Origin of the sequence: Citrobacter sp. Cu096, from assembly GCF_030332285.1 — a bacterium.
GTDB lineage: Bacteria > Pseudomonadota > Gammaproteobacteria > Enterobacterales > Enterobacteriaceae > Citrobacter > Citrobacter meridianamericanus.
On record NZ_JAOWID010000019.1, the window covers coordinates 365,594 to 378,808 of the forward strand.

Below are 13,215 nucleotides of genomic sequence, written 5' to 3' on the forward strand. Positions count from 1 at the left end.
TATCAAAGAGTTAGAATTTTTTCAGGATATCGTCCAGCGACTGCGGCTTATCCTCCGGGATGGTCTGGAAGAACACCTGAATACCGCGATTTTTCAGGTCGCTCAGAATGCCGACGTCTTTTTCATCCAGCGTAATGTTCTGGAATACTGCTTTGCGGTTTGGCCCTCCGCCCAGACCACCAACCTGAATGGTGGTGACATCAAAGCCTAACTGGACCGCTTCCTGAACCGCCGCCAGAGAGGGGAACAGCACCAGCACTTTGCCGTCACCAAGCTGGTTTTCTTTCCAGGCGGCAGCAAAACTTTGGTTACCGAAGCAATCCACTTTGATGTTCGGCGGCGCGGCCATCAGGTAGATGTTTTTCATAAACGGATCGGCATCCAGCTCATCGCTGACCACCGCAATCCGGTTGGCCTGAGATTGTCCAACCCACTTGGTCACCACTTGTCCATGAATCAGACGGCTATCGATACGACATAAGACGATGTTTGCCATGATGTTTATTCCTTATTGTGATTGTTGTAATTGACGCACGTGGGCAACAACGTCCAGGCAACTGCTACGCCCGGCTTCGACCAGTTCAGCCACGCAGCGGGTCAACTGGCCATGCTCGCGTTTGTCGAGCGCCTCCAGTAGCAAAGAGGCATTGAGCCCGGAAATCACTGCTACCGGGTAATCGGCACTCAGCCGCGCCGCCACGTTAGAAGTGGTGCCGCCAATAAAATCAGTCAGGATCAGTGAACCTTCCGGCATCGTTTTCACCACGACTTCAACACGCTGGTAAAACTCGCCGAGCGTATCAACGGGCATCAGCGCAATTTCCATCACGCCTTTGATTTCACCCATCACCATGCGCAGGCTGTTGCAAAGCTGTTGCCCCCAGCCGCCATGGGTCAGCAGCAGGATCTGGGGCAAGGATTCAGTGGTAGTCAAAATGGCCTCCTGGCTCGATTACATAGACATAGGTAAACAGAGCAAAGGTTGTGCCAGAATTTGTGTCACGCAGGGAAGAGAGGGGAACTGGCGAGGCAGAGAGCCGCGCCAGTAAACGGATTAGCTATACAGCAGTTCGTAGATATAAAAATATTCCGCGTCCGATAACCGAATGGCATAGGCCTCTTCGATCGGCAGGAAAGCAGATTTAATGACACTAAACGCGCGATTATCCAGATCCGGCTTGTTCTCCAGCGCCATCTGTAACGGTTTACGGTTAATCACGATACGCTCGACCATACAGCAGCAGTGGATCAGGAAGCGCAGTGTCACCTGACGACTCGGTTTCAGCGCAAGGGCGGTGGTCAGATGGTTAAGCACACCCTCCATCTCTTTCAGAATACGCTGCGGGTTGAGCACCGAAATATGATTAATGATGCTTTCCATGGTCAACGCGCTGATAAAGCGCATTGCACTGCGCTCCATCTCCACACGGCGTTCGCTGCTGGAGAGATCCGGCGTCAGCAAACTGAGCACCAGCTCGGGGCCTTGCTCAGAGAATAGCTCCTCAAGCGAGATAAACGGAATATCCGGCAGTCCTGGCTGGAAAGTACCAACAATACCCGCCAGACGTTCACTGGCATGCAGCGACTGCTGGACGCGTTCCAGACTACGGACTTCGTTGTAATCGAGGATCACCATCCGCGTGTCCTGCGACATCAGCTCGCCAAAGCTCTCCTCCAGCACCTTTTTGATTTTTTCCGCCGTTCCCATCCCGGTAATACAGGAGATCACCAGCACCTTACCGCCGTTTTCTTGCTGCGGAGTACACAGCTGACAGGGAATACCTTTGTTTTGCATTAACGCCGCCAGTTGCGTTAAATCACTGGTTTCGTAGCTTAAATCCAGCCCGATTTCCAGCAGGCTGGTGAGCGTGATATTGGGCATCAGCAGCACGTCTATCTGGAATAACTTACTGACTGTGCTGCCAAAATGCACCAGTGAGCCAATATCTACCATCAGGATCAATCGGCGATATTGTCGGGTCTGGATCATCTGCGTCAGGGCTTCCAACGTGTCATGCACCGACTGCTCAAAAGGCATATCGATAGCGCAGAACACCTCGCGCTCCAGCACGCGATTCACGTACTGCGCCTGGCTTGTCGCCGTCGTCGCGCCGTGGGCAATCAAAATCACCCCGCAGTCCGGACTGGCATCAATCCGTTGGCGGTAATGGCGACACTCTTTGAGGAACAGGCACAACCAGACCACTTCCGTCGCCGGACACTGAATATGCAACAGTTCATTGATTTTCCGGCATAACAGCGTGGCGTTGTCATATTCATCTTTACAGCGATCGAGGATCAGGCTGGAAGAATAAAGCTGGGGAATAAGCCCGCGCTGCACATAGCCAATCAGCGCCAGGAAGTGTTTACGCAGCGGGTTAATCAGATTCTCCGGCAGCGTGAAACCGAGCACCTGCTCAACGCAGCCGATCAGCAGCGTGACGCGCTCTTCTATCTGATCGCCATAGCGTGGCGGATGCCCCACGCTGTCACGGCTGTAGAGACCATATTCAAAAATGGAACTGAGTTTGTTTTTGAGGATCGCCAGCGTTTCGGCTGGCGGTACGTTGCTGTTACGCAGATTAATATATTCCCGGGTCAGGAAGCTGTAGAAGAGATCGCTCTCTTCTATTTCGGCTCCGGTCGCCAGTGAATTTTTCAGCGCGGGCAGCGTGCGGGCATCGATGCTTAAATGCTCTTTGCCTTCGAACAGCGCACCAACCAGCAAACGCTGTTCCGGCGTGGCATTAAATGAAATCTCCGCCAGGCGTTTATCCAGCTGTAGCGTGTCGCTGTGCTCGGTCATCCCTGAGGCCCAGGCCTGGGCGCAGAGAAACTGAATGTCGCTCTTAAGTTGACCAATGTTACCTTCCAGCGGCTTGTTCAGTAGCCAGAGCAGTAAGGTGCGGTCGATACTTACCGTACGCTCGATTTTGCGGCTCTCGCGCTGTAAAAAACCAACAATCAGCTCTACCTGCTCTTCCACCGAACGCTGGCGGATGCCGGGCAAATCGATACACACCTGGATACGTCGCTGGAAGGTACGCAACAATGCCGAACTCACCGGCTCGGTGGTGGCGCAAATCAGGCGCACCGAAATAGACCGCGCCACGGTGCTTGAACCCAGCGGCCGGTATTCGCCTTTGTCGAGAATAGAGAACAGCTTTTCCTGACCTTCATACGGCAGACGATGCACTTCGTCGAGCAGCAGATAACCGCCGTCGGCCTGCTCGATCAGACCGGGTTTATTTTCGTTTGCGCCGGTAAACGCCCCCTGTCGATGACCAAACAGGTGCGAAGAAAGCAGCTCCGGGTTGTGGGCGTATTCCGCACAGTTAAAGTAAACCAGCGGCGGTGGCGTTCCCACTGCGCGTTCGCAGGCAAAACGGTGCATCAGTTCGGCAAAAAAAGTTTTGCCGACGCCGGAGGGACCGGTCAGCAGAACGTGCAGCCCGTGGGGATACAGCACCGCCGCGCGGCCTTTTTCCACCGCGTCGCGCAGGCTGCGATCGTAACCAATCAGGCCAGAAAAGGGATCCTCTGTCGCCTGGTTTTCCTGAACAGGTAACAGGTCGGCAACTGTTTGCACTTCGCGCTCGGACTCATCGAGTTTGCGTCCCAGCAGCGTTTCAATCGCCTGACGATGCAGAAAGAATACCGGGCGTCCGCGGCTTTTAATCGCCAGGCCGTCGTTCCAGAGCTGATTGAGATCTTTACTGACCGAGTTGCGCGCCAGTCCGAGGTTAAAGCCGATAGCCTCTGCTGTGAACGCTGTTTCCTGCGCCAGATGGGCAAGATTCAGTCCTCGCGTCAGCCGTTCCAGCTCCCCCAGTATTATCTCAATCCGTCTCATCTCTTTACCGCTTAAGAAATAAATGATTGTTCAGAACATACACTATTCTGCTGCGCAAGAAAGTGAGGCGGCGTCCAGACCTTCCGGTCATCAAAACGTTTTCGACAAATAATGCCGCGCAGAGCCGGTTTCCGGAAAGTTATCGAGGGTCATTTGCAGCTGATAACCGTTTTTCTGATAAAACGGCAGCGCCTGGAAACTCATCGTGTCCACCAGCGCATGCAGGCATCCTCTCTCACGCGCTGTCTGTTCGGCAGACTGCATCAATTTTGTGCCGTAACCACCTTTACGCAGCGAATCATGCATCCACAGGAAATCTATACACAGCCATTCCCCTTTAATTTTGCCAATCAACCCGCCCAGAATTTCATTGCTTTCATCGCGCCAGTACACCGCCAGGTCGCCAAAGTTGGTGGTTCGCAGGAACTGGCGGTTGTAGGCGCGCAATCCGGCAAGCAGGGCATTTTGATCGTCTTCGGTAATGGTATCTGTAATCTGTATTTGCATCCTATCCTCCTGAAAAAATACAACTTCTGGCTGATTTTTTGTTTGAAAATTAACACAGGCTGATGAGTGAGACGCATGCCGTCTACACTTACTCTTGAGATGATGCGCATCGACAACAAGGATTATTATCATGAAACGAGCCGCTTTACCGCTTATTGCCATTCTTTTCACGCTGCCGGGTTTTGCGCAGGCCGATTCGGCTTATGGCTCTCTACAGTCCGTTCATGAAAAAAACACCGTATTAAAGGACTTACGCAAGATTTGCACCCCACAGGGATCACCCTCCGATGATGTGTGGGAAAAAACGATTATGTCTGATACACGCAATCAGCAGCATATCCGCGAGGCTATTCTGGCAATACAAAGAAATAACCAGAACAACTACTGGGAAGCGTTGGGCAAAGTTGAATGCCCGGATTTGTAACTATCGTATTGAAAAACGAGCGCTGTAACCGGTTTCTGCGTAGCAAAATCGCCTATTGTGTAGGGAAGTGAAATACATCAAGGAGCAAGATAATGCGATACCGTTTTCCTGATAACTTTTGGTGGGGGAGTGCCTGCTCGGCGCTGCAAACCGAAGGGGATAGCCTGAATGGCGGCAAAAGCCAGACAACATGGGACGTGTGGTTCGACCATCAGCCTGGGCGTTTCCACCAAGGGGTTGGCCCGGCGAACACCTCAACGTTTTATCAGCACTGGAAACAGGACATCGCACTGCTCAAACAGCTGAAACATAACAGCTTCCGCACCTCAATCAGTTGGTCACGCCTGATTCCGGACGGTACTGGCGAGATTAATCCTGAGGCCGTCGATTTCTATAACAACGTCATCGACGAGCTGTTGGCGCAAGGTATTACACCGTTTATCACCCTGTTTCACTTCGACATGCCGATGGTGATGCAGGAGAAAGGCGGCTGGGAAAACCGTGACGTGGTTGAGGCGTTTGGACGCTACGCGCAGACCTGTTTTAAATTATTCGGCAACCGGGTTAAACACTGGTTCACCTTTAATGAACCGATTGTCCCGGTGGAAGGCGGCTATTTGTATGACTTCCATTACCCTAACGTAGTGGATTTCAAACGCGCGGCTACCGTGGCGTATCACACTGTGCTGGCGCATTCCAAGGCGGTGCGAACGTATCGCGCCGGAAACTACGGCGGTGAAATCGGTGTGATCCTAAATCTGACGCCCTCTTATCCACGCTCGCAGCACCCGGCGGATGTAAAAGCCGCGCACCATGCGGATCTGCTGTTTAACCGCAGCTTTCTTGACCCGGTACTAAAAGGGGAATATCCGGCGGATCTGGTCGAACTGCTGACAGAGTACGATCAGCTACCAGCCTGTCAGCCAGGCGACTGTCAGCTCATCGCCGAGGGGAAAATCGACCTGCTTGGTATCAATTATTATCAGCCGCGCCGCGTGAAATGTCGTGATACTGCCGTTAATCCAAACGCGCCGTTTATGCCAGAGTGGCTGTTTGATTATTACGAAATGCCGGGGCGTAAAATGAACCCTTACCGTGGCTGGGAAATTTATGAGCCAGGTATTTACGATATTATTACTAATCTGCGTGATAATTACGGCAACCCGCGCTGCTTTATTTCTGAAAACGGTATGGGTGTGGAAAATGAGCAACGTTTCGTTGAGCATGACCAGATCAACGATAGCTACCGCATTGAATTTGTTTCCGGGCATCTTAAATGGCTACATAAAGGCATTAGCGAAGGTTGCAATTGTCTTGGCTACCATATGTGGACTTTTATTGATAACTGGTCCTGGCTCAACGGATATAAAAACCGCTACGGTTTTGTCCAGTTAGATTTAGACACGCAAAAACGTACGGTGAAGAAAAGCGGCGAATGGTTTGCCCATACCGCCGAAAACAAGGGTTTTGATTAAAAATAACCAGGATGCCGGATAGCGATCCGGCATACCGAGCTTAGTTTATTGCATACCCTTTATGCGAACTTTTGCTGCCACCAGAAGCGCCGTCAGCAGCATCAGGCTGCCGGAAAGCATCAGGGGCGAAAGCAATCCGAGGTTATCGAGCGCATAGCCTCCTACTGCGGCCCCACAGGTATTGGCAAGCTGGATCACGGCGACCTGGATGGATCCGGCTTTTTCTGCCTGATCGGCAAGTGAGCGCGTGATCCACGTCGACCAGCCTACCGGTACCAGCGCAAACGCCAGTCCCCAGATAATCGCAATGCCAGCCGCAACAACTTTGTCGCTGCCCCACAGGATCAGGACCAACGCACTGAACGCCAACACCAGTGGCGCGCCGGCTAACGCAAGTTTGACCGAGCGCTTCAGAATCACCGACGAAAGCGACGTACCAACAAAGCTGGCAATACCGAAACTGAGCAGCACCAGCGTCAGACCATCAACGTCAAAGCCCGCCAGATTCATATAGATCGGGCGAATATAGGTAAAGAAGGCGAACTGCCCGGCAAAGGACATAAAGATGGCAATCATCCCGGCCATCACCCCCGGGCGCTGCAGCAGACTGAACATATTTTGTTTTTGGTGCGAAGGCTCACCGGGCAGCGATGGCAGCGCTCTCACCACCCAAATCGTACACAGCACGCCCATGACCGCCGCCGCATTAAACACATTACGCCAACCGATAATGCCGCCCAAAAAACTTCCCAGCGGGGCGGCAATCACCAGCGCGATGGAGACTGCGCCAAAAATAACCGACAGCGCTTTCGGCACCGTACGAGCGGGAACCAAACGCATGGTCAGCGACGCCGACATCGCCCAGAAGCCACCAAGCGCCAGACCGAGGCAGGCGCGGCCAACGAGCAACAGCGAAAAAGAGTTGGCAAAGGAAACCAGCAGGCAGGAGAGCGTCAGCAGCACCGAAAACAGGATCACCACGTAGCGACGATCGGTCGCCTGGATGATTTGCGTCACAAACAGGCTGGCAAACATAGCGACAAATGCCGTCACTGTCACCGATTGTCCGGCAACACCTTCCGAAATACCCAGATCCTGTGCCATCGGCGTTAGCAGGCTAACGGGCAGAAACTCAACGGTTATCAGGCAGGCAACGCAGAACGCCACGGCGAATACCGCCGACCAGTTAGGTCGGATATTCACTTCAGCGCGGGATTTTTGTTCAACAGCTTCACTCATTTTGTTACCTGCGTGGGATTATTGTAGAAAAGTTACGCAGTGTAACATTAAATTTGTGACCTATTTAACGTTTCAACAACTTTCACGGCTGAATGGCGATGTGGCTTATTCCATCTACGGCAGGGCCCTTTTATCGGCCTGATAAGCGTAATGCCATCAGGCATTAATTACTGTCAGTGCAGCCAGTGCACGCCATCTTCGGGCTGGAAAAAGGCGTTATAGCGCATTTGAAACGCATTAAGCTCCTGCATATCCGGCTCCATTTCGCGCAGAAAGCCGAGCGCCAGACGCACTTGCACGTCGGTAATCGGCGCAGCCAGCCGAGCTTTTTGCAGCCAACGGTGCCACTGCAGCAGATTCGGCTCACTGCTGTCGACAATCACGATTTGCCAGATCAACAGCACCTGGGCAGCATTTTGCAGATGCGATTCGTCAGGCCGGTGCAGGTACTGTAAAAACGCCTCGCCCTGCACTTTTCCCATCTGATCGATCATCGATTCTACCGGCACGACATCAATATTCAGTCGCTCGCTCAGACGGCGAATTGCGCGTCGTGAACCGGACGTCAGCACCCGAAATCCCACCACAAAAACAACCACCAGGGTGGTCAGCATTATCCAAATCATGCGCACATCCATTACCAGACAGGATGCCCATCATAACGGCAAATTTATCGCTGTCGATGGATGAACGCCACGGCATAAAAAAGCCCGCCATTAAGGCGGGCAAAAGTTACCAATGCACACTTAACTTAAGCGACTTTCAGTTGTTGAATCTTTTTCTCGCGACGAATTTTACGTTCTTCGAACACAGCCACGATGGCCATCAGGCAGATACAGCCGATGGCGGCGGTGTCCAGCGCGGCGAAGGTTCCTGCCCAGTCGGTGAGGCCGAAAATCGGCGTACCGTCGGCAATCATCCCCAGGCCCAGCTTGGCGAAGCTGTCACCAATCAGATAGGCGAAAGTACCTTTAATCCCGTCGGCTGCGCCGATCGCTTTTTTCGGCACAAATCCGACTGCCGCCACGCCGATTAACAGCTGTGGACCAAACACCAGGAAGCCCAGCGCAAACAGCGACGCCAGATAGACATACTGATTGCTGGCATGCTGATAAACGCCTAACGTGGCGATGATTAATGCCAGCGCTACACAGGCCACCAGGGCACGACGACCGTTCGCCAGATCAGAGAGCCAGCCCCACAGCAGCGTGCCGACCAGCGCGCCGACTTCAAACAGAGTAAAGCCCTGAATCGCCACTTCTTTGGAGAGCTTCAGCTCCTGGAAAGCGTAGACGGTGGACCACTGGTCAATACCGATACGCACCACGTACAGGAAGATGTTCGAGAAACATAACAACCAAATCACTTTGTTTTTCAGCACGTACTCAACAAAGATCTGCCATTTGGTCATTTCGTTTTCTTCGGTCTCTTTGTCCTCTTCGCTGATCTCTTCACCGAACAGCTCTTCCGCTTTGCCGAGGCCGTAAGATTCCGGGGAGTCGCTGCCGTAGCGCAGGCCGATAAAACCGACAATCAGGGCGATAATCGACGGGAAGATAAACATCCCAATGACATGGCCGTCGAACAGATAGTTGGCGCCAAACAGTGCCACGCCCGCCGCGCCCGCACCGCCGAGGTTGTGGGAGATGTTCCACATACCGAGATACGATCCACGCTTACGACGCGGCGTCCATTTGGTGATGGTGGAATAGCTACACGAGCCGCCGGTACTCTGGAAGAAGCCGCTCAGCGCGTAAAAGGCGATCATCAGAAACAGGCTGGTCGAACCCGCGCCCATGCTGGCGCTGAAGCCGAGCATACAGATGGCGGAGAGGATCAGCATAAACGGCAGGAACTGCTTGGTGTTTTTACCGTCCGCGTAGTAGGAAACCAGCGTTTTACCCACGCCGTAGGTGATGGAGAAGCCCAGGCCAATCATCCCCAGTTGCGTCATGCTCAGCCCGTAGGTGGAGATCATGTCGTTCTGCGCGATGTTGAAGTTTTTGCGGATCAGGTACATGGTCAGGTAGCCGATGAAAACCACCAGATAAGACTGCATGAACGGTTTGAACCACATTTTGCGCCGCACATCGAGCGGCAGATCCAGGGTCGGCTTGCGTACCTGGTTTAGAAAGGCCAGCATTTGACACTCCCGAGCTAATTTTTATACCTGCGAATGGCAGGCATTGTAAAAATCAGTCGGGAGACACGCCTGAGACAGCGTCCAGGTGAAACCGGGAAAATTTCTTAGTTTTGCCCTACTCGGGGAAAAAAGGTGAGGTGCATCACGCTTCGCTGACGTCGCGCGGCGCCTGGGCGTTTAAAAAAGGCAGCAACAGCAGCGCGGAAATCCCCGCCGCAATGGCAATCACCACGAAAAATCCGGTCCAGTGCCAGACTTCCATTACCTTAGCCAGCGGCCATCCGGAAAGCGACGCGCCCAGATAAGCAAACAGTCCGACAAACCCGGTCGCCGCGCCTGCGGCCTCTTTGTGCGAGCACTCCGCCGCCGCCATGCCGATCAGCATTTGCGGGCCGAAAACGAAGAATCCGGTGGTGAAGAAGCACGCCGCCTGCATCACGTAACTGGCAAACGGCATCAGCCACAGCGAGCCCACCGAGAGCAAAATCCCGGCGGCGAAGATCAAGTTCATTGGGCCACGGTTGCCGTTGAACAGTTTATCCGATCCCCAGCCCGCCACCAGCGCGCCGATAAATCCACCCAGTTCGAACATCGTCACGGCAGTATTGGCGGTCACCAGATCAACGCCCAGCGTCTCCGACATGTACAGATTGCCCCAGTCATTGATCGCCGCACGCACCACGTACACCAGCACGTAACACAGCGAAAGCAGCCAGATATACGGGTTCAGCAGCACGTATTTAGTGAGGATCTCTTTGCGGCTCAGGCCTGCGCCTTCCTGCTGCTGGGCGATTTCCAGCTCATCATGCCGCCAGTCGCCAATCGGCGGCAGACCAATCGCCTGTGGTCTGTCGCGCAGCCGCCAGCAGAGGAAAATACCGACCACAATCGCCACCATCCCGGCAATCATCATCCCGGCACGCCAGCCATAATGCAGTGCGGCTGCCGCCATCACCATTGGGATTAATGCTCCACCAACATTATGTGCGGTATTCCACAGCGCCCACCAGCCGCCGCGTTCGGTACGCGAATACCACGCGGTCAATAAACGCGCGCAAACCGGCGACCCCCAGCCCTGGAAGAACGCATTGAGCGCCCACAGCACCGCAAAGGCCCATAGCGAGGTGGAGAAGCCAAACAGAATGTTCACCACCCCGGTAGCAATCAGCCCTATCCCCATAAAATAGCGGGCGTTGGAGCGGTCGCTGACGATACCAGACACAAACTTCGACAGCCCGTAAGTGATGTAAAACAGCGTGGCCAGCAGGCCAATGTCGCTGCGGGTCAGCACGCCGCTGGTGAGGATATCCGGCACGGCGGCGTTGAAACTCTTGCGTGTGAAATAGAACAGCGCGTAGCCGAGCCAGATGGTGATCAGAATATGCCGCCGCCAGTAGCGATAGCGGGTATCCACCTCGTGTTTATCGGTAATGAGCGGCGCGTTGGCCGGAGCTTTTAAAAACGCAAACATGGCCGCTCCTTACACATAACGTTGAGGCAGTGACACGCTGACCCGCGTGCCGTGGGTGCAGGAAATCGACAACGCCCCCCCGAGGGCGGTAATGCGTTCACGCATTCCGGTCAGGCCAAATCCCTGCTGATTCGACCCCGGTGGCAGGCCGCTGCCGTCGTCCTCAATCACAAACATCAGCCGCTCATCTTGTTGCCAGCCTTGTAACGTCACCGCGCTGGCGTTGGCGTGCTTCACAATATTGTTCAACCCTTCCTGGCAGACGCGGAACAGCGTCACGCGCTGGCTTTCGCTGAGAGCCGATTCATCAATATGCCAGTCAAGATGGCTGACGATGCCGCGGCTTTCCAGCTCCATTTCACGCATCAATGAGCGGATGGCCTGCTCCAGCGTGAGATCATCCAGTTGGCGAGGACGCAGACGACCCAGAAGGCGGCGCACCGAGTCGTAGACACCCAGCGAGAGCTGTTCAATATGCTTCCCGCTCTGCTTCACGCCCGCATTCTCCGGAGCCAGGCGCTGGACGATGCCCGCTTGCGTACGAATGGCGGTGATGGTTTGGCCGATATCATCGTGCAGCTCGCGCGCCACGTCGCGACGCACGCTCTCTTCGGTCTCCAGCAGGCGTTCAGCCAACCGATGGTTACGCGCTAACTCGTTTTGCAGCGACTGATTCAGCTCGCGCAGGCGTTGGATCCCTGCGCCGAGCAGCAGCCCGGTCAGGCTTTGCGCCAACAGCGAGAGCAGTAAATCAACGGGGTGATCGTGCCAGGTCTGGCTGGCAATCAGCGCAATGGCGTTCATCAACGTCGCAATCAGTGCCCCCTGCCAGCCGTAGTGCCAGGCCAATGCGATGATTGGTAAGGCAAGGCAGAACGGCGTAAAGCGCGAAAGCTCGGCGGGTAATCCCAGCTGGAGCCACAGGCTGATGCTAAACAGCAGTAGATACCAGACCAGATGCCGCCCGCGCCAGTTCACCGGCTGAGACACCACCGCCGGACCGAGTGGCAGCCAGGTGGTACTGGTCAGATAGTGCCAGAACACCAGGCAAATTGGGGCCAGCGTTAATCCACCGGTGAGGGTCAGCAGCAGTGCATTCCACGCAGCTTCCCCCTGCCCCAGCCACGGCAGCGACTGTAACAGCGCCGCCGCCGTCAGCGCCGCGCCCTGCAACAGCAAGGTACGCCAGTCGCGCTGATGGCGATAACGGGAGATCAGCGTCACCGGCAGCAGTGTGAGGAAGCTACCGATCATCAAAAGGGGCAAATGTTCTAGCGCCACTTCCTGCGTCAGCCAGAAAAGAAGCAGCCATTCCGCACCCAGCAACACCGGCCAGTAGCCGCGCGGACATTGCAGCATCAGCCCCAGACGCAGGCCAAATGGAAACAACAGAACCGCCAGCTCCGGGCGCTCAACCAGATGCAGGCTGATGCTCCACAGGCAGAACCACGCGGCAGAGAAGATAAAGAAGCAGGCAACAACGGTGATTAACCGGGAACAGAGCGTGTTCATTACCAGCCGTCAAACATCCGGCGGGCCAGTTCGACGTCGTTGCTGACACCCAGCTTTTCCATCAGGTTGGCGCGGTGGACGTGCACCGTTTTCGGCGACAGGCCCAGTTCGGCGGCAATTTCTTTGACCGCCATGCCTTGCGCCAGTTTTTCCGCCACCTGACGTTCGCGTTTAGTCAGCGGATCCTGACGACCGGCCGCCAGCTTGACGGCGATGTCCGGCGTCAAATAACAGCCGCCGGTCGCCACGGTATGCACCGCCGCGATCAGCTCATCCGGGCTACAGCGTTTGGAAAGGAAACCACGCGCGCCCGCGTTGAGCGCCTGCTCCACCAGCGCTGGACTGTCATGGACAGAGAGCATGATAATCGCCATTCCCTTTGGCAACTGGCTTAACAGTTCAAGGCCGGAGATGTCTGGCATCGAGATATCACAGATACAGACCTGCACGCCGCGCCCCGGTAATCCCGCCAGCGCCTCGCTGCCTGAGCCAAACTCAGCCACAACCTGCAAATCAGGCTCCAGACCGAGCAGTTGGGCAAAGCCGGAGCGGACGATAGTGTGGTCGTCGATAAGGGCAACGGTGATCATG

The 13,215-nt window shown here is 54.8% G+C and carries 12 protein-coding genes; 2 read left to right on the top strand and 10 right to left on the bottom strand.

From position 1 onward, the window contains the following. Positions 1-10: 10 nt before the first annotated feature. The 4 genes from OGX99_RS05810 to OGX99_RS05825 form a co-directional block, all read right to left on the bottom strand. Positions 11-496 (bottom strand): PTS sugar transporter subunit IIB, encoded by a 486-nt coding sequence (locus OGX99_RS05810; RefSeq protein ID WP_003023959.1) that lies wholly within the window; start codon positions 494-496, stop codon positions 11-13. A 12-nt stretch (positions 497-508) separates the two neighbouring features. Then, on the bottom strand, positions 509-934 hold the full coding sequence (locus OGX99_RS05815) for a PTS sugar transporter subunit IIA (protein ID WP_151217087.1): 426 nt from the start codon (positions 932-934) through the stop codon (positions 509-511). Positions 935-1,054: 120 nt separating this feature from the next. Continuing rightward, complete coding sequence (dagR, locus tag OGX99_RS05820) at positions 1,055-3,853, bottom strand: transcriptional regulator DagR (protein ID WP_286542945.1); 2,799 nt, start codon at positions 3,851-3,853, stop codon at positions 1,055-1,057. 90 nt (positions 3,854-3,943) lie between these two features. After that, positions 3,944-4,360: a GNAT family N-acetyltransferase gene (locus OGX99_RS05825; protein WP_003840667.1), complete on the bottom strand. Its 417-nt coding sequence runs from the start codon at positions 4,358-4,360 to the stop codon at positions 3,944-3,946. A 130-nt stretch (positions 4,361-4,490) separates the two neighbouring features. Here OGX99_RS05825 and OGX99_RS05830 point away from each other — a divergent pair, with 130 nt between their 5' ends. Together OGX99_RS05830 and gmuD are read left to right on the top strand one after the other, a co-directional pair. Beyond that, the gene (locus tag OGX99_RS05830) at positions 4,491-4,784 is read left to right on the top strand and encodes a YicS family protein (protein WP_210904077.1); all 294 of its coding nucleotides are present in this window, start codon (positions 4,491-4,493) and stop codon (positions 4,782-4,784) included. A 92-nt stretch (positions 4,785-4,876) separates the two neighbouring features. Further along, positions 4,877-6,259, top strand: coding sequence for a 6-phospho-beta-glucosidase GmuD (gene gmuD, locus OGX99_RS05835; protein WP_252838591.1), 1,383 nt, complete (start codon positions 4,877-4,879; stop codon positions 6,257-6,259). A 45-nt stretch (positions 6,260-6,304) separates the two neighbouring features. On the opposite strand, the gene nepI is transcribed toward gmuD, so the two are convergent. The 6 genes from nepI to uhpA form a co-directional block, all read right to left on the bottom strand. Continuing rightward, positions 6,305-7,498, bottom strand: coding sequence for a purine ribonucleoside efflux pump NepI (gene nepI, locus OGX99_RS05840; RefSeq protein WP_252838592.1), 1,194 nt, complete (start codon positions 7,496-7,498; stop codon positions 6,305-6,307). Between the two features lie 173 nt (positions 7,499-7,671). Beyond that, a complete protein-coding gene (locus tag OGX99_RS05845; protein ID WP_252838593.1) occupies positions 7,672-8,124 on the bottom strand; it encodes a DUF1198 family protein in 453 nt (150 codons plus the stop codon). 125 nt (positions 8,125-8,249) lie between these two features. After that, positions 8,250-9,641, bottom strand: coding sequence for a hexose-6-phosphate:phosphate antiporter UhpT (gene uhpT / locus OGX99_RS05850; protein WP_286542951.1), 1,392 nt, complete (start codon positions 9,639-9,641; stop codon positions 8,250-8,252). A gap of 142 nt (positions 9,642-9,783) precedes the next feature. Further along, positions 9,784-11,112, bottom strand: coding sequence for an MFS transporter (locus OGX99_RS05855; RefSeq protein ID WP_151217093.1), 1,329 nt, complete (start codon positions 11,110-11,112; stop codon positions 9,784-9,786). A 9-nt stretch (positions 11,113-11,121) separates the two neighbouring features. Continuing rightward, positions 11,122-12,624 carry a signal transduction histidine-protein kinase/phosphatase UhpB gene (uhpB, locus tag OGX99_RS05860; RefSeq protein ID WP_252838594.1) on the bottom strand — a complete coding sequence of 501 codons (1,503 nt, stop codon included), beginning with the start codon at positions 12,622-12,624 and terminating at the stop codon, positions 11,122-11,124. Continuing rightward, a complete protein-coding gene (uhpA, locus tag OGX99_RS05865) occupies positions 12,624-13,214 on the bottom strand; it encodes a response regulator transcription factor UhpA (protein WP_151217095.1) in 591 nt (196 codons plus the stop codon). Before uhpA ends, uhpB begins: the two co-directional genes overlap by 1 nt. Position 13,215: the final 1 nt, after the last annotated feature.